Source organism: Dethiosulfovibrio peptidovorans DSM 11002 (genome assembly GCF_000172975.1).
Classification (GTDB): Bacteria; Synergistota; Synergistia; order Synergistales; family Dethiosulfovibrionaceae; genus Dethiosulfovibrio; species Dethiosulfovibrio peptidovorans.
Map to the genome: position 1 here is coordinate 364022 of NZ_ABTR02000001.1, position 23775 is coordinate 387796.

Sequence of the window (23775 nt, forward strand, 5' to 3'; positions counted from 1 at the left end):
TAGTCAATACAACGATGCGTTTCTGAAACTACGAAGCATCGGAAAGTCGACGGGGCAGGTATGAGAAATGATAGCACCAAGATCCGGGTCATGGCCCGAACCCTGTTAGGCAAATACGGAATGGAACGGATGATCCCCATTCGGCTGAGCAAACTCTGTCGGAAGCTGGGGATCGAAATCTGCCACAGTAAAGCCAGACACATCGACGGCACCCTCTTCATCCACGGAGACCGAAAGATTATCCTTGTCTCCACCGCCCTACCCTACGAACGCCGCCGCTTCACCGTGGCTCACGAACTGGGACACTACGTCCTCGGCCACCAAGCCGCTTTTTCTCTGGACTCTCCGGAATCGTGGGTTCCTAGAGAGGAACAGGCGGCCAACGTCTTCGCGGCGGAGCTCCTCATGCCCAAGATGCTCCTGCAGACAAAACACCACGGAGAAAAGCGGAGGGGGAAACAAGAAGATGGATGACGCTAAAAAACACAACCTGAATGAATTAATAAAAAATATCTTAGAAATATCGCAAAACAATCCAACTCCAACACAAAGGCTCAAGAACATCCTCAATAGCATGAGGCTTCCCACGCAAAGTTACCTAGGCATGGAAGAAGCACTTAAGAACATCAACAATAGCATGAGGCTTCCCACGCAAAGTTACCTAGGCATGGAAGAAGCGCTTAAGAACATCAACAATAGCATGAGGCTTCCCACGCAAAGTTACCTAGGCATGGAAGAAGCGCTTAAGAACATCAACAATAGCATGAGGCTTCCCACGCAAAGTTACCTAGGCATGGAAGAAGCGCTTAAGAGCATCAAGAATAGCATGAAATTTCCCATGCAGAATTACCTAGACATGGAGGAAATGTTTAAAAATATCAACAATAACATGAGACTCTCCGTGCAAAATTATTTGAAATCAATAGAAACGCCAAACTATTTCCAGTCAGAAAAAACTATAAAAGCAATATTCCAGACTCAAAAATTAAATTTATTTTTATTTGAAAAAATTGATCCCTACTTGAAAGGTGTAACCATAGGGCCAGACAACTTAAAAATAAAAGATCCAACTGATTTTATATGTAGCAAATTAGATAAAAATACCATATTAAACACTGATATAATAAATAACTTCATTGCCCAGACTTCGTCCCCACCCACAAACAGATTGTTACATATGCCCAACGCCTCCTCATACATCCCCCCAAAGGTAATTCGTAACTATTCAGTCGCCCCATCCAAGAAGAGAATCTGACCATCGAGGGCCATAGACATAGCCTCGAATATATTGATCGAGTTCTTCTTCGCCGTAATGAGGAACGACATTATTTTGGCATAGTCATTAGCCCCTTCCGAGGTTCGGAAGCAGCCCGATATTTTAAGCTTCGCTTTGAAGTTGCGAATGTTTCGCTCAGCTTCGTTATTGTCGAAGGGGATCGCAAAGTCCCTGGCATAGAGCAGGATCTCCTCCTTATGGTCCCTAAATCTCTCCAGGAGGTTCCTGGCCTTGCCTTTTTTGGGCCTGCCTCTTGCCCCCTTTCCAGTAGGTAGAGGGTTTTGAGCCAGACCGGAGGCAAGTAAGTCATCGAAGGGCTTGTCGATCCTGTAGCGACAGCAATAAGGTGAAAAACGGTCCTTACCGGCCGCGATAAACTCCTTCTTTTTGTGCTGGGCCCATACCAGGAGCTTTCTCAGGTCTGAGGCCCATTCCTGTCCGGTGTTTTCGTGGATGGCCCTTAGCTCCCGAATGAGGTGAGCGTTGCAATAGACGTGGTTCACGTCAAATCTCTCGTAGGGACGCCAGAAATCATGGACAGCTATCCCTCTGAAACAGGGAAGTATCCCGGAGGCGACCATTCCATCGTAGCCTCGCTTCTTCTCGACGGAGATGTAGGCGTAGTCACGGTTACAGGCCACATGAGCCCAGCGGAGTCCTTTATCTACTCGGACCCCTGTTTCGTCGAAGTGAGCTAAGGGAAGGGCTTTGACCTTCTCCTTTATGACCTCCACAGAGGGTGCTACGGAGGATACCGCTCTTTTGACCATGTTGTAGACCGTTCCTGTGGATATAGGAAGGTTACAGGCCCCATGAAGTATGTCGTGAATGCGATCGATGGATACGGCTCCTAAGGTATTTAGGACAGAGACCAGAGCTGTAGTCTCCGGACCATACTGGATGGTGGACTTCACGGTTAGAGGCAGATGACCCCTTATCGTCTCGCTGGACAAGGGACAGGTTCGTTTTATCGCCTGATGTTTTTCCACCGTGGTCACCAGTTTGGTCTCTATTACGTATCCTGCACCGCAGGAAGCCTTATCGGCGGTTCAGACATCCTTATGTTCGCAGCTCTCGCACTGTTTGGGCAGGTGCTCCACGATTTTATCCGGCTCATGGGGAAGGTGAAGACTGCTTCCTTTATGGCCCTTCTGGGCCCCTTTACTCTTGTCGCTTTTCTTACGGGAGCTGGTAGGCTTGGGCTTTTTATAGCCGTCGCTGGAAGGAGGCTTGGAGCTGGTCTGGCTGTTTTGTTTCAGAATGGCTTCGAGTTCTGCTATACGAGTTTCCTGTCTCTCCTGGTTCTCGCTGAGGCTCTTGATTATCGCCTTGAGCATCTGGTTTTCCTCGAAGAGCTCTTCGTAGGTGGGCTTCTGAAACATGGATAGGCCTCCCTTCAGATTTATTCTGATGCCATGATATCACGTTGTAAGAAACTAAGGGACTGCTGATTTAGGAGCTAAATCCGCAGGGGACTGAATAGTTACGGTAATTCAAGTTATCCTTTGTGCTCTTTTATTGTTTACTTTTGCATATTACACATCAGGTTGGAACGAGGAATACGTCAATAAAGGCATAACTGAAGTAGACCTTTTACTGGCTAAACAGTTACAAAAAAAATCGCAAAAAAATAAAAATACTCACCAATTGCTACTACACGAAGAAGTTATAAATTCAGGAGAAAGCCAAACTCGAAAAAACATTCTGTCAACATGCGCGGCCATGGGCCTCATACCGGACGACTAAAACAATGGGGTTATCTTTTTTTAAATTTATAAAAAAAATTTCGTGGCTTATTGAACTGGGAATATTAATTATTCAAGCATTAATTTTATTTAGACAACAAAGCATACTAGAAAACCAATTCAGCTTATCTATGCACAATAGTAAACAATCACAAGAAAATATTTTTGTTATTCAACAAATAAAATGTTTCAATGAAATATGTGAAATAATCGCCTTTATACTTGTCCCAGACAATGACAACATTTATACAGAAAGGAAGTTGACGCGAATAACATTAAAAAACCAATACTTTATACCAAAAAAAGCATATGAAGAAATAAACAATATAATAGAAGAGCTGAAAAACAACAATCAAAAAGATAAGTTAAATAAAAAAATACTAGATCATTTTATAAAAATGCAGGATTATTTTTTAGAAAATATCGAAAGCAAGCTAAAATATCGTACACGTTAGACAGACGAGTACTGATAGGGAGGCGATAGAGGTAAGTTCCAAAGACCAAGCGCAGAAGGATGGAATGACAAACAACGGTACCAGGATCCGGGTGATGGCCCGAACCCTGCTAGGCAAGTACGGAATGGAACGCATGATCCCCATTCGGCTGAGCAAACTCTGTCGGAAGTTGGAGATCGAAATCTGCCACAGTAAAGCCAGACACATCGACGGCACTCTCTTCATTCACGGAGAACGAAAGATCATCCTTGTCTCCACCGCCCTACCCTACGAACGCCGCCGCTTCACCGTGGCTCACGAACTGGGACATTATGTCCTCGGCCACCAAGCCGCCTTCTCTCTGGACTCTCCCGAGTCGTGGGCTCCAAGAGAGGAACAGGCGGCCAACGTCTTCGCAGCGGAACTCCTAATGCCCAAGACGGCTCTTCAAGCAATCCACTACAAGCACGACACAAAGCAACTGGCGCAGATATTCGGAGTAAGCCCTTTGGCTATGCAGATACGGCTGGAGGAAATTGGGGAATAAGGCTCGAAAACAATAGAAAGGAAGTATAGACATGGATTTCATCGATAAGATAAGAAACATAGCTAGCAATATTCCATTTGGGAACAATGACGTCATTTTCAGAGGGATTTGCCATGAAAAAAACGATTAAAGAATTTGATGAATGTCTAGAAATAGCAAAAAAATCTTCAAGCCAATCAAAACCTAGTATCTTGCTTGGGAACGGATTTAGCATGGAGCTTAATAAATCCATTTTTTCATATAGTGCCCTCCAAAAGGTAGCCATAGAAAGTCTAGAGGGGACAGACAAAGAAAAACTAGAGGAATTATTCAAAAACGCTAATACTCAAGACTTTGAAATAATACTAAAAAAAATCAGAGATGCCATAGAAATAACGAAAATAATCTGTGCCTCCGACAGCTCCACTCTAAGAAGCCTTGAAAAAACATATGAGATGGTAAAACAATGTCTAATAAAGACAATATCAAAATGCCATCCCGACAAGCCGAATGACATAGACGACTGGAGATATGATTCATGCCAAAGATTCATAGCAAACTTCGATACTATATATACCATAAATTACGACCTAACTTTATATTGGGCTTTAATGCATAATTACGATAAAGAAAACAGCGACAATAACTTTATAAAACATTACCCTGATGGCTTTACGAATCCATCTACGACAGAAGACTACGTTATATGGGATATCAAACGAGGGAAATCACCTAGCTTGATATACCTACATGGGGCTCTTCATATTTTTGATGATGACGGCATAATAAAAAAGTTCACTTGGAATAGAAGCGGCAGATCGTTAAAAAGCCAAATAACAGATCAGCTCGAAAGAAACACATTTCCCATTTTTATCTCAGAGGGGACAACAAGCGACAAAAAGGCCAGAATAAACGGAAGCAGCATCTTGTCAAAAGGATATCGCAGTCTGTCGAACAAAGGCGGGAATTTATTCACCTTTGGAATATCTTTTTCTGATAACGACGATCATTTACTTGAGGCCATTTTTAATTCTCATGTAAAAAATTTATTTATCGGAGTCTACGGGGGTAATATCGACACTAACTTGAGCAATAAAATCCAACGTTCCGTCTCTCAACTTCAGGCTCCAGGAAAGACACCTCCCCAAATACATTATTACAATACATGTACGGCAAAGGCATGGGGCTAAAACAACTACCATAGAGAAGTCATCAAAGGGGTCGAAACGACATGGCAAATGACGTAACGAAAGAATACAAGCTCAATGTCGATCCACGGATTCTGGAGTTATTAGGGCCTAATCTATATACGAATATCTACTACGTATTGGCGGAATTGATCGCCAACGCCTACGATGCGGATGCCAAGAACGTTTATATAATCGCAGGTAGGGACGACATTAGAGTCGAGGATGACGGACACGGAATGTCCTACTCTTCAGGTGATATTTCAAAATATTTGAACGTAGCTGGTGTATCCAGAACCAATGAAGAGGATTCTTTCACTAAGTCGGGGGATCGACGGAAAATGGGCCGAAAAGGTGTGGGAAAATTGGCGGCTTTATCGGTTTCCGAGAATGTCGATGTAATGACAATCGCCGACGGGGAAAAATCCGGATTCGTCCTCTCACGAAGACCAGAAGAAGGAAACCGACTAAAGGCCATTCCAGAAACTGGCATCATATTCGAGAATATCATCGAACATGGTACCGCCATCATCATGCGAGCCCCTCAATATCGACTTCACAAGACTCTCGAAGCAATCAAAAGGAATCTTCTAAAGATATTTCCCCTGGTGAATGCCGATTTCCGGATACATATCGTTCGCGGGACCGAGTCAGAGATCATTGACGATTTCGACAAGAGCATCATGAACGAGCTAGGCACACTCATTACTCTCGGAGAGGATTATTCGTCCTTGTGCAATCTGGTTCCAGATTTATATCCTGATAGGCGATCGGAATTGATCACTGCAAAGGAAGCAGAAATCATTCCTCTGACCATGAAGGATAATACAGGAACCGAACATGATTATTACTTAGATATAAAGGGCTGGATAGGCACTTATAAAACGACCAGAGGCAAAAAAGTCGAGGCTACAGATTTCCCGGACAACTTCATTTCTTTGTTTGCAAATAAAAAAATGGGAGAATTTAACGTCCTTCCGATGATAGGACAAAATAAATTAAGTGAAGTTTATGTGGTCGGGCAGCTTCATGTCGATCTTTTCGAATTAAGCGAACTACCCGATATGGCATTGAGCAATAGGCAGGGTTACAAGTCGGATGATCCACGCTACGAAGCCGTTCTAACGCATATTAGAGATAAATTACTCTCCGACATACTAAAAAAAAGAAACCTGTTTGCCGATCTAGGCAAGGCGAAAAAAAAGACAAAACGTCTTGATGCGCAACGAAGAGATGAAGAAGAATTACGACACGCAGTAGATGCATTTCGTAGAAATGCCAGTGAAAACGCTGCTCAAAATGTCTCAAAGTTATTCTCTGGGGTTGACACCGACGCAATCCAAAAAGTAATAGCAAAGTCAATCAGTGACAACAGCCCCGATTTGGGATTGAAAAGTATCGTAGACTCGCAGAAAAAGAAAATACTGATAAGCCAGACGTATCCCGACAAACCTTTCGCAGATATCGTATATCAAATGCTCCTGTTCAACAACGTTCCTGCCGACGATATTCTTTACACCAACTGCGACGATGAAATTTGCCGCGTACCAGAAGGGGCCAGCGTATACGGTTATCTCAGAGATTTTTTCGTGGAAAGTTATTCCAATCAAAAAATTTATGTCATCTTCATTACCAGTCAAAATACGAAGCTATCTTGGGGAGCCATCACCGAAGTGGGTGCATCTTGGATCACGAAAATCGATCACAAAATTTTCAACATTCCCCCCTTCAGACCAGAACATCCTCTTGATGACGAAAGTCAATGGCAGAGCACCAACAGAGAGGAAAAAACAGGCAAGTTATGGATGACATCTCTTAGTTCAGATATTTTTTGCCAAAAAATCGAACATGTCTGCCACTCTTTGGGGTATCATGAAAACACACGAAAAAAGAACGAAGGGTACCTGAAAACACTAATCTCCATCAGGTAACCTTAAAAACACACTATTTTACACAAGAAGCTTATAACATGACTGATACGGTTTCGACAAAAAAACGAAAAGTCATAATGTCCAGAGTCCGGGGCAAGGATACCAAACCTGAAATGGCCGTTCGGCGATGGCTTCACGCTCACGGTTTTCGATTCAGACTCCACAGGAGAGATTTACCGGGATCCCCGGATATAGTCCTCCCGAAGTATCGTACTGTAATCTTCGTGAATGGTTGTTTTTGGCACAGACATCGGGGATGTCCGAGAACGACGACGCCGAAAACTCACAAGGACTTCTGGGAGAAAAAATTTCAAGCCAACATATCCAGAGACATCGCAAACGAAGATCGACTTAGATGCTTGGGATGGCGTGTCCTGATAGTTTGGGAATGTCGAACGAAACGAGACGAGGATATTGAGGATGCCCTCAACGATCTCATCGCCTCGAAGAATTCCATCGATTCCGACATATAAGACGACCTCGACGTATCAGCTCGAATATGCCATAATCTTGACGAGGCCGACATGACCCGACCGGACTCGTATTTTTTAGGATATGGCGTGGTGATGATCTCATGAGGAAAGGGATATCGGTAGTGGATCTTTTTTGCGGAGCCGGAGGCTTGACGCACGGATTCGTCATGGAAGGATTTAGAGTCCTGGCAGGCGTGGACACGGACAAAGCCTGCAAGTATCCCTTCGAAAAAAACAATGCCGGAGCCGAATTCATCGCTTCCGACGTTAGAGATCTGTCGCCCGAGGATTTGGCGAAGCTATATCCCGAAGGAGACATGAAGGTTCTCGTAGGTTGCGCTCCTTGTCAGCCCTTCTCCAGCTACACGAACGGGGATAGAAAGAAAGACGGTAAGTGGAGGCTGTTGTACACCTTCGCCGATCTGATAAAGGGAGTGGACCCCGAGATTTTTTCCATGGAGAACGTTCCCGACCTTGTCAGAAGGTTCGGCAAGGACGGCGTATACTCCGATTTCGTAGAGTCTCTTTCTGATAGATACGAGATAAGCGCCTATGTGGTCCATTGTCCCGAATACGGCATTCCTCAAAGGCGAACCCGTCTGGTCCTTTTCGGATCGAAGAGGGGGAAGGTCGAACTCATACCTCCTAGCCACGACCGAAGCTCTTTCAGAACGGTAAGAGACGCCATAGGGCATCTTCCACCGTTGTCCGCCGGAGAGGTGGATCGTAAGGATCCTCTACATAGAGCGCCTAGATTATCGGAAACCAATCTGGAACGTATCAAGCAATCGAAACCGGGAGGAACTTGGCAGGATTGGGACGAAGATCTGGTAGCGAAATGCCACAGAAAAAAGACGGGGACATCCTATCTCGCGGTATATGGACGTATGCGGTGGGACGAACCGGCTCCCACCATGACGACTCTTTGCTTCGGATACGGAAACGGAAGGTTCGGTCATCCGGACCAAGATCGGGCAATCTCGTTGAGAGAGGCAGCCATATTCCAGACGTTTCCAGAAGACTACTCCTTCGTTCCTCCAGGAAGGCCTTATTATTTCAAGGTTCTGGGTAGGCTGATAGGCAATGCTGTTCCCGTGGACTTAGGGCGATTGGTCGCCAAGAGCATCGCAAAACACCTGGAAGAAACCGCTTGAAGAAAAGTATGTGGTCACTAAAGTGGCTACCAAATCGTCTAAGGCCTTGCAAAAGGCTAAAAGATGACTGTCACACCCTCCGCCAATAGCATATTCGCAGCCGTCCGGGAGAGTCCAACACCCGGACGGCTACTGCTTTTACTCAAAAAGGCCCCGGGGATACCCAGGGCCTTTCATATCATCAACAACCAAAATAGGGGCATTTCTTCAATTGTAAGCCTCTCTGATCTTGGGCGTCCTGGGGAAAGAGCCACAAAGGTCTTAAGCCCCTCTTTTAGGCTTACCTAACGTCCTGACTACCTTACCTATTATCTGGAATAGCCCTTCGTCTATATCTTCCACGGAAAAGGATCTGGGAGGGTATCTCAAAGAGGACGATCGTATCTCCACCGCACCGTTTCTCTGCCAATAGACCCATTTGACCGCCCAATCGCCGTTTCGTCCGAAGCTTACCAACGCGGGGTCACCATCGTATACCTCTTCCTCCGGATTTACCACGACTTGACTTCCATCCAAAATTCCGGCTTCTTCCATGCTATCTCCCTCCACCGTGATTATGAAGGGACGACGATCTGCGTTCACCGATACGGTTCCCAACAGCTCACCGGGAAGCATTATAGAGTCCTCCGCATCTGCATAGACCTCGGCCATTCCGCCTATGCCGTTTCCAGCACAGGCCACTGCTGTATCGTCGAGAATGGGAACGTCTATCCACTGAAAAAACGAGAGCTTTCCAGCAGACCCCCTGTGCCCGGAGCTTTTTCGATCTCCCTCTCCACTTACGAGATAACCTACGGAACACCCCAAAACGGAAGCCAGACTTTCCCAAGTCTCTATGGAAAGACCTATTCTATCGTTTTCGACCTGACTTACGGTGTTTTGCTTTACCCCCGACAACCTGGCCAGCTCGGTCTGAGTAAGACCTTGATCTTTTCTGACCCGGCGCAATCTCTCCCCTCGAGTCATAGCATCACCTCCAAGGTTTATATCGAACCCTATTATCCATCAAACCGATATTTTATACAACCTCGCTCTCAAAATATCGGTTGACACGATGAAAAAGACGTCGTAATATCTGTATAAAAGATATTTGGAGGTGATCCCATGGACAGAGGCACCATAAAACTGATAGTAGAAAATGGGCATTTCATAGGATACGACATCAACCATAAAAAGAAGGTCCGCCGAACAGTGCTCACTGCACAGGCTACGGCGGACAGGATTCTGGAACGAGAGAGCTCGGGGTTCTTCGAAAAAAAGGACCCCATGGTTGCTATGGCTACCGGCTCCTGAAGATATTATCCTCAGGAGATCTGTCTAAAAGCACGTCCGTACCGGGAACTACCGATTTTTCTCTGGATAAACATAGAGGACATAGTGCCGATATCATCTGATCTTCGCCTACAAAAGCCTGGGATAAAATGGCTCCGTCGGGAGACGCAATAAGGCTTCCTCCGATGGATGCAGAAGCTGCGGCTACCATGAACAACCTATTCTCCGCCGCTCTGCTTCTGGCCAGATGCTCCGTCATAGGCCCATCGGGGGCAAACCAAACGAGCATCTCCGCCCCCTCGATCGCCTGTATTCTGGAAATCTCCGGCACGTAACCGTCCTCCCCGATCAAGATTCCCCAGGCTCCTATGTCGGTTCGAACCACGGGAACCGCATCTCCCAGACCATGGCCGTGGCTACCGAGAAAGACATGGCAGACCTGGCCATTTTTGATCGACCACGAAATCGGCCCTTTAGGACCGTTTTCTCGGGCAAAGACGATCCACATGTTTTCATATGACCGAGATAGATCCAGCAAAAGCTCTATCGCTAAGGGCTCCATCTCGTCTGAGTCTGGCAATGGAGACAAGACCAACAGATCGGCTCTCTGAAGCCAGGCCTGGCGAACAAAGCTCTTTACCCTGTTCAATACGGCCAGTGAATCCCAGTCCAATTGAGCCAAAGAGACCATAACCACAGCAGCTTCCCCCTGGAAATGAGGCTTTTTTTTCTCGATCAGGGGGGCACAGATACCTTCTTTGAGTGGGACCATGTTAGGTCGATTGGACAGGTCGATTTCCTCCACCAGCACTCCTGGATCCTTAGATCCCAGGGCGGCTACGGAGCGACCTGAAGGATCGTATATGCCAGATCTTCCACAGTAAACGACTGATCGGTTTTCCATGCCGGATTTGTTGGCCATAGCTATCCAGACGCCGTTTTCAAAGGCCCTTACCGGTAGCATGAATTTTACCTGCTGATTTGAAAGCGAATCGGCATCTTTCCCAGAAGATGTAAGATTGGCCAGATCCAATACCAGATCTGCCCCTTTACGAGAAAGGTTACGAAGTACCTCGGGATTTCTGGCATCCGCACATATCAACAGGCCGATCTTGCCCCAAGGGGTATCGGCCAAATCGTAGGAATGACATTTTTCGAACCACCGATCGTCGAAATGCCACAAAAAACGCTTGCCTTCTTCCAAAATAATATCTCCATCCGTATCGATGAGGACCGCTCCGTTTATCCACCTTCCGTTTTTGTGAAGTGCCAGTCCTACGGCCAGATAAACTCCGTTTTCAATGGCGGATTCCCTGAAACTTTCCAGAGCCCTTCGAGATTCATCCGGAGAGTGAGGATCCTCGGCCCAGCGATCCAACACATATCCCGGGAAAACAGCCTCGGGGAGGACCACCATCTGAGCACCAAACCCAGAGGCCTCCCTTATGCCATCGAGGGCTTCCCTTAAGGACTCTCGCCTTTCCTCCACGTCTCTAGCTCTCAGTTGAACGCAGGCGATCTTCAACTTCTTAGAAGTCGACATCATCGCACCTCCTCTTCGTGTATGGTCGTGAACCTACAAAACCATATTACACTATCGTCGAGCAAGGGTCCGTCGTAGAAAGAGCATCAGGAAAAGACTTCTTCCCGCATAAAAGAGCACGATGGCTGTCAAGAGACATGTCGCGTTTCTTGAGTTTCCGCTGCACATTCGTAAGCTGTCCTATCCTGGTTATCGGGATTTAGAAAAACTATATCAGGCAGGGAAAGATCTCGAATCTCTCGGGCTCCCCATCTTTCCGGGGTTTTGCTTTTTGCTCGTTCAAAGACCTCTCGTCTTTGAACGAGAATATGCTTCGCTTCTTTTCGATGGCGTTGTCCCGGTGTCACAAACCGTAGAGCCTTATGGCGATGGATCTCGTTGTACCAGTAGACGAAGGATTGAACCCATTCCCTAGCCTCCTGCAGGCTTCGAAAGCCTTGGTAAGGGAAGGCAGGGCGATATTTCAATGTTCTGAACAAGGACTCGGAGTAGGGATTATCGTTGCTTACCCGTGGTCTGCTGTAGGACCTGGTAATTCCCAGTTTTTCCAACGTGGCCTTGAAGGTCGCCGCTTTCATCGGGCTTCCGTTGTCCGAGTGAAGGACAAGGGGCTGATGGTCAGTTCGAATACCCTCTTTGAAACAGGTCCTCTTGATGAGAGTCTGGGCATGTTCACTCGTTTCCTTTTCCCAGACCTCCCATCCTACGATGAAGCGGCTAAAGATATCGACGATAAGGATTCGATAAAAACTGGATTCGGAGGCAAGATAAATGCCTTTGTCCGCTAGATTTGCCACGATTTGAGCCGGAGGCATGCTCCCATAGTCTGGGCTGTTGGCAATAGCTAATACCCGATTTCTTTCCGATGACTTCAGTCGGTTGCTTGGAGATTGTCGATGAGCGCCAGGACGCCCGTCTTCTTTTAAATCGCCTCCTTGAGTCCAGCGCTGATAGGTCCTGATGCTGATTTCCAGAACCTGACAGGCTCTGAATAGACGGGCTCCGTTGGCATGGGCTTCTTTGATCAGCTCAACTGCTTTACGGCGATCCGAGGCACTGATCATTCGTCCTCTTCGTCTTCGTCCCCCCAGATCGCCTGGGCTTTTTTCTGAGTACCAGGAGGGCTGCCGCTTCTGCTAAGGCCTTTTCCTTGCGACGAAGTTCTTTTTCGAGGTACTGACACTTTTTCTTCGACACACGGGCCTCTTGTTGACTCTTATCGTCACCACTGGCCTGTCCTACTGTGGCCTTGAGACAGGCGTTACGCCATGCCTCGATGTCCTCCGGGTACAGGCCTTTAGCACGACAATATTCGTTACGCTCCGACTCGTTGAGACCGTAGGTTTCCAATACGATTTGGAGCCTATCCTCCCCGTTCCAGCGACTTATCCGCTCTTCATTACCCGGGGCTGCTGCTCCTACGACTTGGGCCTCTTTTTTCCACTTGCGGAGCGTTGTTTTGGTTACTCCCGTTTCCTCTGCCAGTTCCGATATCGACCTGTTCTCCGGAGGCAACATCTTGCGAATTGCAGATTCTTTAAACTCCTGGCTGTACCGTATCATCTCTCGCACCCCCAACTCTATTACTCTACCATCTCAAGGAGACGCGACATATATCCTGGCACATACTGGTATCAAAAGAAAGTAATCGGGGTTACAATGAGGATACGACAAAAGCCCCACCTCAACCCTGTGGCGACAGGGGAAAGATGGGGCTTATCACAATGGATCATGTCACGACTGACCATGACTAACCTACTAACTATCATGCAAATCCGTCGTTGTTGGGGGCCTTTTAAACTTCACAAAACACCCTAAACCGTTGGTATCACTAGCATTGGCTGCCCCGCCTGGATTCGAACCAGGATCGACGGAACCAAAATCCGTTGTGCTGCCTTTGCACCACGGGGCAAAAAAGCAACACACGAAAGTCAGTGATAGCAAGGGATTCACGGCGTAGCACGATTTTACAGACAAACACAAAAAAGATAAATCCGTTGTGCTATTGGACGTCTCCACAGAGAATATCAAAGGAGGCGACTTCATTATGCCTAACGTTATTTCAATCGAATCGTGGCAAGATCGGCCATCACCGGCGCAGGCACTCGATACGTTTCTTACCTTCAAGAAGGCCACGGGAGCGGCACCACGGACCATGACGGACTACCGAAAAACAGTAGGTGCGTTCTTCCGTGATTACGAGGAAGCCTGGAACGGACCACACACCATGAGGCCATCCCTAGTGTCCTGGTTATCGCAGGATATAGCACCGGCCACCTATAACCTCCGTCTCGTGTATCTTCGTGCCTTTTGGCGGTGGGCCGTAGAAGAGGAATTACAGCCGGATAGTCCAGATCCATTCCGTGGGCTCAAGCGACGCAAGGACAGGGGAAAGTTCCGGGTCGTGTCCCTTGAGGACGTCAAGGCCCTGCTCGGGGGGATACCACGGGGAAGCTACGCAGGAGAGAGGGACCGTTGCGCCGTCGTCTTCACCCTGGACGTGGCCATAAGGCCCGGTGAGATGCTCCACCTTCTACCGGGAGACCTAGACCTATCTGGACTCACCGTGACCATACCCGCACACGTGGCCAAGACCAGAGAGGCCCGGACGTTGCCCCTGTCACCGGGAACGGTGGACGTGCTCCGGGCCTTCCTCCGATATCGCCCTTCCTCGTGGCCGCCAACCGTTCCCGTATTCGCATCGGAGACAGGCCGCCCCATGGACACCACCCATTGGGGACACAGGATAAAGAATCACGCCAGAAGGGCCGACGTGGATCTTACACCCTACGACCTACGTCACGCCGCATGTACGCTCCATCTAAGGGCCGGAATGAACACCCTGGTACTACAAAAGCTTATGGGCCACACCGGGCCTCAGATGACCATGCGCTATACCCACCTGGACATAGACGACCTACGAGACCAACAAAGGGCTTCCTCGCCCATAGAGGACCTTATACCGCCCACAAGGGAGAAAGCCGGGCGCAGGAAAGCCCATCGGTAGAACACAGGTTTTTACAAGCGACCTCTGCCCTGTGGTAATATTACTTGCATAAGGGAGGTGTTATCCATGGCATCGGTATTTGATGTTGCAAGTTACATCTTGAGCAAGGCCGACCTCGACGAAGGCGATGGGATAACCCATCTCAAGTTACAAAAACTCGTCTACTATGCACAGGGTTTTTCTGTAGTCCTTCTCGGACGTCCTTTGTTCCCGGAGACCATAGAGGCGTGGACACACGGCCCGGTAGTTCCTGAACTGTACAACAAATATCGTCACTTCGGACCGAACGTCATAAGCAAAGCACAGGGAGGCACACCGGACAACCTAACGACAGAGGAAAAAACGTTGATCGACGACGTCTTTTCCGTCTACGGGGAGTATTCCGCGTCGAAGCTCCGTAACCTCACCCACAACGAGACTCCATGGATGGAGGCGGAAAACAAAGAAGACATCACCATATCGATAGACTCTTTAAGGTCCTTCTTCCCCTCTCTCTTGGAAAACGGGAATGGCTAAACGTCCACACAAGATAAAGAAGCGGGAAGGGAATAAGTCAGGGAACATCAGATCCAGAGACGAATCTTCAGACCCTCCCTACATGGACGAACCACCGGCCTTCTCTCTGAAGTATATTCAACAAGCCTACTGCATAAGCAAATGTGGCAAGGAAGACCAAATAGCTTTTCTGAAAGCCATGTTTAAGAGGAAAGAGACCTCTTGGAGCCATCTATCAAGCTGTGATCGACACGGGCTGGGATACGAAAAAATCCATCGTCTCAATGTCCAGATCCCTAAAGTAGCAGAAGGGAAGGCCATTATCGCCTTCCGCTTTTCAGGGAAGAAACCCATGGTTGGCTTCAGAGAAAGGGATATCTTCTACGTACTTTGGATAGACAGAGACTTTTCAGTGTACGACCATGGATAATCATACAAGCCCTTCTCCGCTCCACCGGGGAGGGGCTTTTTCTGTGTCCACAGGGGAACTATCCGGGATTTCCGGATGGTTGGGATAGGCTCACCATGTTGTTGACGCTAACAAGGTGGTTTTTCTGGATTTCCGGAAAAACTCCAGAGGGATTGGGAATTTTTTCCCAGTCCTCCAGCATCATTTTCGTGACGCCACGAAGATGATCCCATTCCCCAAATCGGGGGGATAGCTTCCATTGATCCGCCAGTTTTGGCGAATCAACCAGAGAGAGAGATTACGTCCTGGTTTTTAACAAGACTGGTAAAAACCTCCTCAGGTCCAGGCAGGACTTAGTAAAACTTAGTAATCACCCTCCACCTTGTGGCCTGGACGATGTTACCGAAACTGATTTCGGGGACATTAGGGCCATCATCGCCCCAAGCCACCCGCCATAAGGACTCACCTCTTTTGGTCACATAGCCATGAACAAAAACACCTCTCAGAATCGCTTCTAAGGGGCCTACTTTCCGCAAGAGGTAGGATGATGCCTCTTGTTTAAGGTGAACATCGCCCTGTCCTTCCTGTAGTCACAGGGGAAGAGTTTCAGGGGCTGGACTGCACGAAACGGTGCACCCACATCAATAGCCCAAATCTGGACCTGCATACAAGCTCAAAATTGAGCCGTCCTCTAAGGGAGTCAATCCGATTGATACCCCTGAACGGGCCTTCCTCAAGGGGAGTGAATCGGATTCACACCCTTGAGAGTGCCGGAGGGGATCTCGCTTGATATCTTTATCAACCGAGAGGATCGTCAGGCCCGGCGGCCTCGTTTCACGTTTTTGTGAAGTGATGCGGGGATCTCCGCAAGAGGAAGGGCCTTCCTGTGGCGACGTCCTTCCGTGTCTGGTTGCACCTGCGCAGGGGCCACTGTCGAAAACCCGACAATCATATGGGGGGCCAAAACTGGATCGTCAGAGGTGAACTTTTGTGAGCATCTGTAGCCACAGAAGACAACGACTCCACATCTTGTGGCCAGAGGCGTTGACGTGGTTGCTTCACGTGAAACAAAAAAAGAGGCCCAGAGATTAGGGCCTCTTTGAATGTCCACTTTTGTCTATCACTTTCAAGCACACAAGAAGCTCCGCTTGGCTCGACGCTACCGGGCTATACTTGCCCGGGGGTGGAGCCAAACAGAGCTTCCATAAAATGATATCACTCCTCCGGCACACCTCTACCCCGCAGCTTGTCTTCCATCAGAACATTGCTTATCAGCTGGATTTTTTCGAGACAATTCCCAATGGCCAGGAATAAATAAGAAGCCCTCTTACATAGATTTGCATAATCGTAGCAACCATCCTCCAAACGTTCCCTCAGGGGGATACTCTTATCCAAAGGTCTCTCCAGCCTGTTTATTATGTCGGTGTCTCCCATACATGACAGCTCCTTGGCTATATGCGCCTGTGACCATATTTCCTCCAAAGACACCCTATCCATCGTTACCGTACGTTCATCCATCGATATCACTCCTTTTGTCAAAATGTCGAACCTATATATCGTTTTCGTGATCTATGTTATCACTATAGATACATATGTCAATATCTAAAGTCACTTTATAGTGATACAATATATCGATAAAGAGACTTAGCATTTTTAGGAGATGATAGAATGCCTTTTACCTACAAGCCATTGTTAAAACTTCTCATAGACAGGGGAATGACCAGAACAGAGTTGAGAGATGCGATAGGGACATCTCCCAACGTAATCGCCAAGATAGGCAAGGATGAATATATCTCGCTTGCCGTCCTCGACCGCATCTGTACCGTCCTGGACTGCACCATAGAGGCGGTAATCAGACACGAAAAGCCGGGGAAGGAATAGAGACAGAGGCCCGGCGCGCAGGACTCCGGGCCTCCTCTCTTTTCAATATGGCTCGCCAGCTACAGCCTCATGGGCCACCATCTCACATACACGCCTTGAAAGCCTCGGGAGAGTCGATCTATCCATGAACAGCTCATCAGCCAGCTCTGTGACGGTCAGGGACCTCGCAGGAGAGTTCTTCACCCAACAGTACCGACGAAAAGCACTCCACTTGTCAGGACACCTCTTTTTGAATCCCTCCACCGCCTTCACCACTCCGGACCAACCGCCACAAGGGGAAAGGATCTCCTTGACCTTCTCCTTGAGGAAGACCAGCCTTTCCGCCTCGGTCAATCCCCTCGGGGCCTGGACGGGGAGTTTTTCAGGAGTCCCTTTCAAGGCCTCTACCAGCTCCACCCAGTCGGGCTCGGTTACCTTGCCTTCCAAAGCCTTGATACCCGTCACCTCTTCCGTGGATACCAGCTGTATCAGCCCTGCCAGGGCCTTTATTCGTCGGTCCGCAGAACAAGCCATACCCTTCCCCCCTCAAGTTCGGCCATCCCCCGAATGTCCGGATCGATCACCACGGTGGCGATAGCCTCCGGGACCAGCTTTCTCCTCGCTATCACGGTTTTGCGGTCCACGCCAAGCCGCTCACACAAGGCGGCCACCGTCATACCTATCGACAAGGAAGACCTCGGGAAGGATCGCACACGGATATACGACGTGTAGATACGCCAGTCCAAAGGGGAGACACGCCTATACCACCGTATCGCTTCGAGAATCTCCTCCCAGCCTCCACAGGAAGAAAGGACTTCCTCCACCTTATCCATTGTGAACACTCGACGTTCCGCCTCTGTCGATCCTCCGGACCTCTGTACATGGACGTTCTCGGGAGTGCCTTCTAGGGCCTCTATAAAAGTCACCCAGTCCGGCTCAGGGGCTCCACCCTCCAGTCTCTTGATGCCATCGGGGAGCTGTTCGGCAACCAAGGCCACCAGTCCAGCTATACTCGATAATCGCCGGTCTTTTATCTTCATCGCTCCAGGCCTCCTTCGCCGTCTGGATTTGAGGTTTTTTGAGGTTTTCAGGTTTTGTCAGGTTCAACAAGTTTCAACCTTTTCAGCCCCCTAAATGTCAACAAATGTCAATCTCTTCGCTCACCCCATACCACGCCAACGCCAGAGCATCCGCCCGACCGTCCAGTTTCCTTCCTCGTGGCGTCTCCAGCGGCACACCGGGAAAGATCTTCCGTGCCCACAGGAGAGACCTTGCTTTTCCCTCGCCAGGAACACCCCACAGCACCGCCTTTTGCCACGCTTGAGGGGATACCTCCACCCAAGGGATCTTGAGGGCCTGTAGGACGCCTAGGACCACACCGACGCCCTTTCCGAAAGTGAAGGTAGACCGGACACCCTGCTTTGGCATTGAATGGACCTTCTCCACCACCGCCAGGCCGGGAGACACCCGGGAGAGGTAGGCCGCAAGGGAGAGGCCGTCTATCTCCTTCCCTCGTGTGGGCATATCGATAACGTCCACTTGGTCGCCCAGAACGGCCACGGCTCCTTTCAGTCCGGGATCTATGCCGACTACAGCCATGACGGCTTTTCTGCCCCATCACACAGCCGCCGCCACACATCGAAGAACCTACAACGTGCCTGGTACTCCAGGGCTCCATGAAAATCCACCACGTCCACAAGGACGGGCTCGGGCTTCCCCTCGCAGGGCCTCAGTATCCTGCCTATCCTCTGTTCCGCCTTCGCAGGAGACCGGGAAGGAGCCGCCAACACCAACGCCGACAGCTCCGGGAGGTCCAGTCCTTCATCCGCCACGTTCACCGCCACCAGTACCTTGGTCTCTCCGGATCTCACCGCATCCAGTATCCGGGGCCTATCGGCCTTCTTCGTCCTTCCGGAGATGCCCAGGGCCTTTACCCCTCGTCCTTCCAGTTCTTCGCACAGAAGGGAGATAGCGTTTACCCTCGGGACCAGGACAAGGACCGTATGGCCATCGCTCAGGAGGTCTTCCGTGACGTCCGCCAGTATGGCCGCCCTGCCTGGATCGTCTCCCAGCTTGGAGAGTAGCAACGTCCACTTGTCCGCCGGGACGTTCACGTCTACCCCACGTCGCCACAGGAGACGGGCTTTTATCCTCACTCCGGAGCTTTCCAGTTCGTCCGGAGATACCGCCGCCCGACCGGGACCTATGACGCCGTGAAGTAAGGGAGTCAGTCCGTCGCTTCGCTCAGGGGTCGCCGTTAGTCCGAAACGGTAGACCGCCGGGAAGGCCTCGACGACTTCGGAGAAACACCGGGCCGGTGCGTGGTGGCACTCGTCCACGGCTATCAGTCCGTACCTGTCCACAAGGGAGGATCTTCTCTCGTCGCTGTACAGGCTCTGGACGGTCGACACGTCCACCTCTCCGGTCAGGTCGTCCGATCCTCCGCCCAGTAGACCGGCGGGCCGTCCAAGCCACCGGGACAGCTCCGACTTAAGTTGACGGGCCAGGTCCACCGTGTGGCACAGAACAAGGGATCTCTGCCCTATTTCAGCCAGCAGGGCCGATAACATGACGGTCTTCCCGCTTCCACAGGGAGCCTGTAGGAGTCCACAGGAATGGCGGGCCATCTCCGACACCGCCCCTTTCTGATAGTCCCTAAGGTCTCCGGTGAAGGAGAGGGAGAGAGGCCGGGATATCCGACCGTCTCCCACTCGTGGCTTTATGCCCGTTCCCTTGAGCCGTTCCAACGTCCAACCGGTCAACCCTCTCGGGAAGGTCCAGGTGCCCGCCTCATGAGTCCACATAATGACCTTCTCCGGGATCTTCCAGGTGGAACGCCCCTGTTTTACCGCCGTGTCGTATTTAGGGTTCCTGCACTCGCTACGCCTCACCAGATCCTTCACCAGGGCCTCGGGAGGGTCTGTCAGTCTAAGACGGGAGTCGACGTCTATTCTCATACCGCCCACCTCCTCATATCCTGTACGGGGAGCCGCCCGGTATGTCTCTCCGTCTCCGGGCTTTCGCCTTCCACCTTCACGGGGGATACCGTCTCCACAGGGGAAGGGATCTCCCCTTCGTCCTCCTTCGGCCAGGAGATAGCCGCCCCGTTGCCCAGGACCATCGCCCAGGCGGTGAGGCGGTACCTCTGGTCCGTCCAGCCGGATACCTTACCCTTGAGCTTGTCCATAGCCTCCATATGATCCTTGAGCCAACAGCCGCCCAGGCCGGACCGTATTTCCCGATCAAGCCTGTAAGCGTTGTTGCGGTCCAGGGCCTTGATGATCTTCTCCTTGTAGGGTCTCAGCCACTCCACCGCTTCCTTGGAAATCCGGGAGCCGTTCAGGAAGCCCATTTTCAGCTTGCCACCGTCCATGTACATGTACATTCCACGGGTCAACATCGCCGTTATCACCTGTTCGCCGGTAAGACTCACCATGACATTACCTCCCCTTCCAGATTCTCAAGGTGCTCAAGACATTCAAGGCTATTCAGATACTCCGGGTCGTCCGTCTGGTATTCCGGTGGATCATCAGGGGGGCCCGGTGCCCGGACGTCCTCTTCAGGGTCTCCACAAGGGGAAGGATTCTCCCTCGTGGGCTCTTCCTCCGGTGGTACTTCTTCCGGGATCTCCTCCACTACCTCCAGCTCTTCGTCTTCTTCGTCGTCCAGATCGTCCGGTAGATCTCCGTCGGGAGACCGTGCAAGTAAGGCGACCTGTCCGGTCCCTCGATCGACTTCCAGAGCCGGAGGTAATCCGTTCTCCTCCCGGCACTTGTTCAGATCATCCAGGCCGATAAGGATATCCTCTACACTCTCGTCCATCAGGCGGGACAGTTCGGAGACGGATAAGGCGTTTCCACAAGAAGGATGGGGGTCTCTTGTAGGGGCGGGATCTGCAACCTTTGCAACTTTGCAACTTTCACCGTCCCAACCGTTGATATCACAAGGTTTATCAAAAGTTGCAAGGGAATCGCCTTTTGCAACTTTCCCTGTATCCTTGCAACTTTCCTCCTCTGCCCCAGGCAAAGTTGCAAAGGTTGCAGGGGTTGCAAAGGTTGCAGAGGTTGCAGAGGTTGCAAGAAAAAGATCTCTCGAAGAACCTTTTTTCTCTCCTTGTGGTAACTCGTACACACCCCTCCCCACTTTGATTAAAAGCCCCTTCTCTACAAGCCTAGCAAGCCCGGCTTTTATAGTTCCAGGTCTCTCGTTGAGCCCCCTTATCACCTGCGCAGGGCTAAGGGGACAGTTCATCTCTTCAAAGAAGTCGATAATGGCGGCCTCCTTCTCGGGGAGAGATTCGGCCTCCTCGACAAACAGCTCTTGGCTCGTCGCCCTTCTCCATCCAGGCCTGTCCCACAAGAGGGGGATAGAATCGGTTTCATCCAGATCTCGCCCTTGCCGGTCCAGCTTTGCTCGATCCTCTCCTTCGCCTCGCTTCAAGAAAATCAGAGCATCAGCAGCCGCCGGAAGTCCCATACTGCCGCTCATGGATTCGATATCCTCACCCTTTGCCCCTTTCTTGAGATGATGAACAAGAAGGATAGCCGTCTCTGTTTTGTCGGCCAGCTTTTTCAACGGTCCGGCCATCTTGTAATCAGCCTCGAAGGCGTTAAGACCTTTTTCGGGAGAGGGTTTCACCTTGCCCCACGTATCAACGATCACCAAAGAGGGGTTCTTCTCAAGTATCAGCCTAGCCAGTTCCTCCATTCCTCCGTGGTCCAGAGGGGGAAGGTCGAACACCAACGAAAGGGTATCGCTCGGGCGCCTCATAGAGAGCCCCTTAGTACGGTCCTGTATCCTTCTCGGGGTATCCTCCAAGGCCGCATATATCACCGGGCCTTGTGTGGTCGTCTGCCCGAGAAAGGAATATCCTTCCGACACCGCCAGCGCCATCTGCAACACCAGCCAGGACTTTCCCCTCTTCGGAGGTGACGCCAGAATGGAGAGGCCAGCCGGCACCAGTTGGTTCACCGCCCATTTCGTAGCCGGATACTCGGTATCCCATATGTCACCGATAGAGACGGCTTTTACCTCTCGCCGTTCCTCCTCTGCCAAGGCTTTTATTTCCGCTACCGCTTTGGAGGTGTTCAGCCGATCCATGAAATCTCTCCGGGCTTCGTCTATGCCTCTTTGGACAACAGCATCGTTCCAGTCGATGCCCTTATCGGGAGTGCATCGGAGGACGCCGGGAACCGCCTTCGCCGTCTCCTTCAACGCCTTTTCCCCTGGGGCGTCTCCGTCGGTGGCTATGACGATCTGTCTATCCGGGGATCTGCGCCTTATGGCCTCAGCTATCGGCTTGACGTTGTTTGTTCCGAAGACACACAGGACTTGATAGCCTTCTCCTACGATCTCCTTCACCGATGCCGCCGTGGCGTGTCCTTCGGTGAGGATTACGGGGCTTCCTTTAGGAGCATCGCCACAGGCCCAGACTGTGCCTTTTTTCGGTCCTTGGTGACGTTTGTCCCACTTGTTACGATCGTCCTTTCTGTACGTCACCCTCTGGACCGATACGACCTCACCGGTCTCTATGGATCTCCCAGGGACAAGTAACCAACCGTCGTACTGCCCGCCGGTCTCCATCCTGCAACCATGAGGGAATATCCCTTTCGCCACAAGGTAGGGATGATCTGCCGGGGCCGGTGATCCGCTTCCCCATGTACGCCGGGCCTCCTCGATCTTCTTATCTTCGACGGGGGAATCTTCCTTCTTGCGGGGAGCTCCAGAGGCCCGGTGCCCTGGTCCCTCCCATGGCGGGGGATTCACTCCAAGGCGTCCGGCCAGTTCCGAAAAGGTGCCTTTATCTCCGGTGGCGAAATCATTGAAACAACGGCCTTCAAGACTCACGGAAAACGAAGGGTTCTTATCCTCTCGAAGAGGGGATCTCGTGGTTCCGTCGTCGCCCTTCCAAGTGATGTGATGAGGGAGGATTTCTTCACACCAGCGTTTCAGATCTGCCTTACTCATGACCTCACCTCCACCGGGGACTTATCGAGTAGGAAGTATTTCGAGAATCGATCTTCACCGGTATGACGAACAGAGAGGATCAAGTATCCGGCTTTTCGTAACTCGTGGATTCTCGCCGCCAGGCGTGAGCAATCCCACCGTGCTGTGGCTTCCCTCTGGTCCAGCACGTCGCCTTTCTGTAGGGCCATGAGAATGGCTTTCTTGTGGCTTATCCTTCGGGCCGTCATGCCGCACACCTCCCGGAGTCCACGACAAGGGACCGTCGCCGATATCGACCACGGGATACGTCACCACAAGGGAACAGTTGAAGGGGTTCTAATAGTTGGGGATTATGAGAGGGTAAACGGTGATAGGGACAGCTCCGCCAGGATAACGGTGGGGCCGGTGGGTCTGATTCTCCAGATTCGTCGTCTCCCGAGTCGCCGCCACGAGTAGACACAGCCGACCGGTGATGGGACCTTGGGGCTCGTTGCCTTGTAGGTCTATGGGAAGGACG

General features: G+C 50.3%; 27 protein-coding genes and 1 tRNA gene. 13 read left to right on the forward strand and 15 right to left on the reverse strand.

From position 1 onward, the window contains the following. The first annotated feature begins 60 nt into the window (after positions 1 to 60). Entirely contained in the window at positions 61 to 474 is a 414-nt protein-coding gene (locus DPEP_RS01900; RefSeq protein ID WP_005659094.1) for an ImmA/IrrE family metallo-endopeptidase, read from the forward strand. After that, positions 467 to 1255, forward strand: a complete 789-nt coding sequence (locus tag DPEP_RS01905; RefSeq protein WP_005659095.1) for a hypothetical protein — start codon at positions 467 to 469, stop codon at positions 1253 to 1255. The genes DPEP_RS01900 and DPEP_RS01905 overlap by 8 nt, the downstream gene beginning before the upstream one ends. Here the strand turns inward: DPEP_RS01905 and tnpC are convergent. Both tnpC and DPEP_RS12575 read right to left on the reverse strand, forming a co-directional pair. After that, positions 1222 to 2274 carry an IS66 family transposase gene (gene tnpC / locus DPEP_RS12570; RefSeq protein WP_005659096.1) on the reverse strand — a complete coding sequence of 351 codons (1053 nt, stop codon included), beginning with the start codon at positions 2272 to 2274 and terminating at the stop codon, positions 1222 to 1224. The genes DPEP_RS01905 and tnpC overlap by 34 nt on opposite strands. A 51-nt stretch (positions 2275 to 2325) precedes the next feature. After that, complete coding sequence (locus DPEP_RS12575; RefSeq protein WP_005659097.1) at positions 2326 to 2658, reverse strand: DUF6444 domain-containing protein; 333 nt, start codon at positions 2656 to 2658, stop codon at positions 2326 to 2328. A gap of 368 nt (positions 2659 to 3026) precedes the next feature. Here DPEP_RS12575 and DPEP_RS01915 point away from each other — a divergent pair, with 368 nt between their 5' ends. From DPEP_RS01915 to DPEP_RS01940, 6 genes are all read left to right on the forward strand, one after another. Continuing rightward, complete coding sequence (locus DPEP_RS01915) at positions 3027 to 3476, forward strand: hypothetical protein (protein WP_040382306.1); 450 nt, start codon at positions 3027 to 3029, stop codon at positions 3474 to 3476. Between the two features lie 64 nt (positions 3477 to 3540). Then, positions 3541 to 4002, forward strand: a complete 462-nt coding sequence (locus tag DPEP_RS12580) for an ImmA/IrrE family metallo-endopeptidase (RefSeq protein WP_005659098.1) — start codon at positions 3541 to 3543, stop codon at positions 4000 to 4002. Positions 4003 to 4115: 113 nt separating this feature from the next. After that, a complete protein-coding gene (locus DPEP_RS01925; protein WP_005659099.1) occupies positions 4116 to 5171 on the forward strand; it encodes a DUF4917 family protein in 1056 nt (351 codons plus the stop codon). A gap of 41 nt (positions 5172 to 5212) precedes the next feature. Then, positions 5213 to 7099, forward strand: coding sequence for an ATP-binding protein (locus DPEP_RS01930; protein WP_005659100.1), 1887 nt, complete (start codon positions 5213 to 5215; stop codon positions 7097 to 7099). Positions 7100 to 7137: 38 nt separating this feature from the next. Continuing rightward, positions 7138 to 7572 (forward strand): very short patch repair endonuclease, encoded by a 435-nt coding sequence (locus DPEP_RS13705; RefSeq protein WP_040382308.1) that lies wholly within the window; start codon positions 7138 to 7140, stop codon positions 7570 to 7572. Between the two features lie 101 nt (positions 7573 to 7673). Then, positions 7674 to 8726, forward strand: a complete 1053-nt coding sequence (locus tag DPEP_RS01940; RefSeq protein ID WP_005659101.1) for a DNA cytosine methyltransferase — start codon at positions 7674 to 7676, stop codon at positions 8724 to 8726. Between the two features lie 261 nt (positions 8727 to 8987). Here DPEP_RS01940 and DPEP_RS12585 read toward each other — a convergent pair whose 3' ends face one another. Beyond that, a complete protein-coding gene (locus DPEP_RS12585) occupies positions 8988 to 9692 on the reverse strand; it encodes a LexA family protein (protein ID WP_005659103.1) in 705 nt (234 codons plus the stop codon). A gap of 138 nt (positions 9693 to 9830) precedes the next feature. Here DPEP_RS12585 and DPEP_RS01950 point away from each other — a divergent pair, with 138 nt between their 5' ends. Then, positions 9831 to 10019 carry a hypothetical protein gene (locus tag DPEP_RS01950; protein ID WP_005659104.1) on the forward strand — a complete coding sequence of 63 codons (189 nt, stop codon included), beginning with the start codon at positions 9831 to 9833 and terminating at the stop codon, positions 10017 to 10019. Here the strand turns inward: DPEP_RS01950 and DPEP_RS01955 are convergent. The 4 genes from DPEP_RS01955 to DPEP_RS01970 form a co-directional block, all read right to left on the reverse strand. Then, positions 10006 to 11541, reverse strand: a complete 1536-nt coding sequence (locus tag DPEP_RS01955) for a carbon-nitrogen hydrolase family protein (protein WP_005659105.1) — start codon at positions 11539 to 11541, stop codon at positions 10006 to 10008. The genes DPEP_RS01950 and DPEP_RS01955 overlap by 14 nt on opposite strands. A gap of 128 nt (positions 11542 to 11669) precedes the next feature. Beyond that, complete coding sequence (locus DPEP_RS12970) at positions 11670 to 12605, reverse strand: integrase core domain-containing protein (RefSeq protein ID WP_005659107.1); 936 nt, start codon at positions 12603 to 12605, stop codon at positions 11670 to 11672. Then, positions 12580 to 13104 carry a transposase gene (locus DPEP_RS13185; RefSeq protein WP_005659109.1) on the reverse strand — a complete coding sequence of 175 codons (525 nt, stop codon included), beginning with the start codon at positions 13102 to 13104 and terminating at the stop codon, positions 12580 to 12582. Before DPEP_RS13185 ends, DPEP_RS12970 begins: the two co-directional genes overlap by 26 nt. Before the next feature lie 275 nt (positions 13105 to 13379). Then, positions 13380 to 13453 (reverse strand) — tRNA-Gln (locus DPEP_RS01970). 135 nt (positions 13454 to 13588) lie between these two features. On the opposite strand from DPEP_RS01970, the gene DPEP_RS01975 reads away from it, so the two are divergent. The 3 genes from DPEP_RS01975 to DPEP_RS01985 all read left to right on the forward strand — a co-directional run bounded on the left by DPEP_RS01975 (position 13589) and on the right by DPEP_RS01985 (position 15473). Then, a complete protein-coding gene (locus tag DPEP_RS01975; protein WP_005659112.1) occupies positions 13589 to 14548 on the forward strand; it encodes a tyrosine-type recombinase/integrase in 960 nt (319 codons plus the stop codon). A gap of 66 nt (positions 14549 to 14614) precedes the next feature. Beyond that, a complete protein-coding gene (locus DPEP_RS01980; RefSeq protein WP_005659115.1) occupies positions 14615 to 15064 on the forward strand; it encodes a Panacea domain-containing protein in 450 nt (149 codons plus the stop codon). Then, on the forward strand, positions 15057 to 15473 hold the full coding sequence (locus DPEP_RS01985) for a hypothetical protein (RefSeq protein ID WP_005659116.1): 417 nt from the start codon (positions 15057 to 15059) through the stop codon (positions 15471 to 15473). Before DPEP_RS01980 ends, DPEP_RS01985 begins: the two co-directional genes overlap by 8 nt. Positions 15474 to 16667: 1194 nt before the next feature. Here DPEP_RS01985 and DPEP_RS01990 read toward each other — a convergent pair. Then, a complete protein-coding gene (locus DPEP_RS01990) occupies positions 16668 to 16970 on the reverse strand; it encodes a hypothetical protein (RefSeq protein WP_005659117.1) in 303 nt (100 codons plus the stop codon). 150 nt (positions 16971 to 17120) lie between these two features. On the opposite strand from DPEP_RS01990, the gene DPEP_RS01995 reads away from it, so the two are divergent. Further along, positions 17121 to 17333 (forward strand): helix-turn-helix domain-containing protein, encoded by a 213-nt coding sequence (locus tag DPEP_RS01995; RefSeq protein WP_005659120.1) that lies wholly within the window; start codon positions 17121 to 17123, stop codon positions 17331 to 17333. Positions 17334 to 17375: 42 nt separating this feature from the next. On the opposite strand, the gene DPEP_RS02000 is transcribed toward DPEP_RS01995, so the two are convergent. From DPEP_RS02000 to DPEP_RS02030, 7 genes are all read right to left on the reverse strand, one after another. Continuing rightward, positions 17376 to 17846 (reverse strand): hypothetical protein, encoded by a 471-nt coding sequence (locus tag DPEP_RS02000; protein WP_005659121.1) that lies wholly within the window; start codon positions 17844 to 17846, stop codon positions 17376 to 17378. After that, entirely contained in the window at positions 17819 to 18352 is a 534-nt protein-coding gene (locus DPEP_RS02005; RefSeq protein WP_005659130.1) for a hypothetical protein, read from the reverse strand. Before DPEP_RS02005 ends, DPEP_RS02000 begins: the two co-directional genes overlap by 28 nt. Positions 18353 to 18449: 97 nt before the next feature. Then, positions 18450 to 18911, reverse strand: coding sequence for a RuvC family protein (locus tag DPEP_RS02010; protein WP_005659131.1), 462 nt, complete (start codon positions 18909 to 18911; stop codon positions 18450 to 18452). Next, positions 18902 to 20269 (reverse strand): DEAD/DEAH box helicase, encoded by a 1368-nt coding sequence (locus DPEP_RS02015; protein ID WP_005659132.1) that lies wholly within the window; start codon positions 20267 to 20269, stop codon positions 18902 to 18904. The genes DPEP_RS02010 and DPEP_RS02015 overlap by 10 nt, the downstream gene beginning before the upstream one ends. Further along, the gene (locus DPEP_RS02020; RefSeq protein ID WP_005659133.1) at positions 20266 to 20748 is read right to left on the reverse strand and encodes a hypothetical protein; all 483 of its coding nucleotides are present in this window, start codon (positions 20746 to 20748) and stop codon (positions 20266 to 20268) included. Before DPEP_RS02020 ends, DPEP_RS02015 begins: the two co-directional genes overlap by 4 nt. Further along, on the reverse strand, positions 20742 to 23279 hold the full coding sequence (locus DPEP_RS12590; RefSeq protein ID WP_005659134.1) for an AAA family ATPase: 2538 nt from the start codon (positions 23277 to 23279) through the stop codon (positions 20742 to 20744). The genes DPEP_RS02020 and DPEP_RS12590 overlap by 7 nt, the downstream gene beginning before the upstream one ends. Beyond that, positions 23276 to 23506 (reverse strand): helix-turn-helix domain-containing protein, encoded by a 231-nt coding sequence (locus tag DPEP_RS02030; RefSeq protein ID WP_005659135.1) that lies wholly within the window; start codon positions 23504 to 23506, stop codon positions 23276 to 23278. Before DPEP_RS02030 ends, DPEP_RS12590 begins: the two co-directional genes overlap by 4 nt. Positions 23507 to 23775 lie beyond the last annotated feature (269 nt).

Coding starts and splice junctions, on each gene's coding strand:
- DPEP_RS12585 (WP_005659103.1), bottom strand. CDS start 9,692: ATGACTCGAGGGGAGAGATTGCGCCGGGTCAGAAAAGATCAAGGTCTT.
- DPEP_RS13185 (WP_005659109.1), bottom strand. CDS start 13,104: ATGATACGGTACAGCCAGGAGTTTAAAGAATCTGCAATTCGCAAGATG.
- DPEP_RS12970 (WP_005659107.1), bottom strand. CDS start 12,605: ATGATCAGTGCCTCGGATCGCCGTAAAGCAGTTGAGCTGATCAAAGAA.
- DPEP_RS01900 (WP_005659094.1), top strand. CDS start 61: ATGAGAAATGATAGCACCAAGATCCGGGTCATGGCCCGAACCCTGTTA.
- DPEP_RS01995 (WP_005659120.1), top strand. CDS start 17,121: ATGCCTTTTACCTACAAGCCATTGTTAAAACTTCTCATAGACAGGGGA.
- DPEP_RS01950 (WP_005659104.1), top strand. CDS start 9,831: ATGGACAGAGGCACCATAAAACTGATAGTAGAAAATGGGCATTTCATA.
- DPEP_RS02000 (WP_005659121.1), bottom strand. CDS start 17,846: ATGGCTTGTTCTGCGGACCGACGAATAAAGGCCCTGGCAGGGCTGATA.
- DPEP_RS01985 (WP_005659116.1), top strand. CDS start 15,057: ATGGCTAAACGTCCACACAAGATAAAGAAGCGGGAAGGGAATAAGTCA.
- DPEP_RS01930 (WP_005659100.1), top strand. CDS start 5,213: ATGGCAAATGACGTAACGAAAGAATACAAGCTCAATGTCGATCCACGG.
- DPEP_RS12590 (WP_005659134.1), bottom strand. CDS start 23,279: ATGAGTAAGGCAGATCTGAAACGCTGGTGTGAAGAAATCCTCCCTCAT.
- DPEP_RS01905 (WP_005659095.1), top strand. CDS start 467: ATGGATGACGCTAAAAAACACAACCTGAATGAATTAATAAAAAATATC.
- DPEP_RS01990 (WP_005659117.1), bottom strand. CDS start 16,970: ATGGATGAACGTACGGTAACGATGGATAGGGTGTCTTTGGAGGAAATA.
- DPEP_RS02015 (WP_005659132.1), bottom strand. CDS start 20,269: ATGAGAATAGACGTCGACTCCCGTCTTAGACTGACAGACCCTCCCGAG.
- DPEP_RS12580 (WP_005659098.1), top strand. CDS start 3,541: ATGACAAACAACGGTACCAGGATCCGGGTGATGGCCCGAACCCTGCTA.
- DPEP_RS02005 (WP_005659130.1), bottom strand. CDS start 18,352: ATGAAGATAAAAGACCGGCGATTATCGAGTATAGCTGGACTGGTGGCC.
- DPEP_RS01940 (WP_005659101.1), top strand. CDS start 7,674: ATGAGGAAAGGGATATCGGTAGTGGATCTTTTTTGCGGAGCCGGAGGC.
- DPEP_RS13705 (WP_040382308.1), top strand. CDS start 7,138: ATGACTGATACGGTTTCGACAAAAAAACGAAAAGTCATAATGTCCAGA.
- DPEP_RS01955 (WP_005659105.1), bottom strand. CDS start 11,541: ATGTCGACTTCTAAGAAGTTGAAGATCGCCTGCGTTCAACTGAGAGCT.
- DPEP_RS01975 (WP_005659112.1), top strand. CDS start 13,589: ATGCCTAACGTTATTTCAATCGAATCGTGGCAAGATCGGCCATCACCG.
- DPEP_RS02010 (WP_005659131.1), bottom strand. CDS start 18,911: ATGGCTGTAGTCGGCATAGATCCCGGACTGAAAGGAGCCGTGGCCGTT.
- DPEP_RS01980 (WP_005659115.1), top strand. CDS start 14,615: ATGGCATCGGTATTTGATGTTGCAAGTTACATCTTGAGCAAGGCCGAC.
- DPEP_RS12575 (WP_005659097.1), bottom strand. CDS start 2,658: ATGTTTCAGAAGCCCACCTACGAAGAGCTCTTCGAGGAAAACCAGATG.
- DPEP_RS01915 (WP_040382306.1), top strand. CDS start 3,027: ATGGGGTTATCTTTTTTTAAATTTATAAAAAAAATTTCGTGGCTTATT.
- DPEP_RS02030 (WP_005659135.1), bottom strand. CDS start 23,506: ATGACGGCCCGAAGGATAAGCCACAAGAAAGCCATTCTCATGGCCCTA.
- DPEP_RS02020 (WP_005659133.1), bottom strand. CDS start 20,748: ATGGTGAGTCTTACCGGCGAACAGGTGATAACGGCGATGTTGACCCGT.
- DPEP_RS01925 (WP_005659099.1), top strand. CDS start 4,116: ATGAAAAAAACGATTAAAGAATTTGATGAATGTCTAGAAATAGCAAAA.